1 pseudogene is annotated in these 202 nt (G+C 64.9%); it reads left to right on the top strand.

The features are described 5' to 3' along the window. A pseudogene (locus LDO54_RS39135) lies at window positions 1-202 on the top strand (MFS transporter); the annotation flags it as partial.

The raw sequence follows: 202 nt of genomic DNA on the forward strand, positions 1-202 counted from the left end.
CAAGGACCTCGACTGGTTCTCGTCCACGACGATCGTCGTGCTCGCGCTCACGGCCGTGATCGCGTTCGCGTTCTTCGTGATCTGGGAGCTGACCGCCGATCACCCGGTCGTCGACCTGTCGCTGTTCGCGCGGCGCAACTTCACGGGCGGCACGATCGCACTGTCGGTGGGCTACGGGCTCTACTTCGGCAATCTCGTGCTG

Origin of the sequence: Paraburkholderia tropica (assembly GCF_914484835.1) — a bacterium.
Classification (GTDB): Bacteria; Pseudomonadota; Gammaproteobacteria; order Burkholderiales; family Burkholderiaceae; genus Paraburkholderia; species Paraburkholderia tropica_A.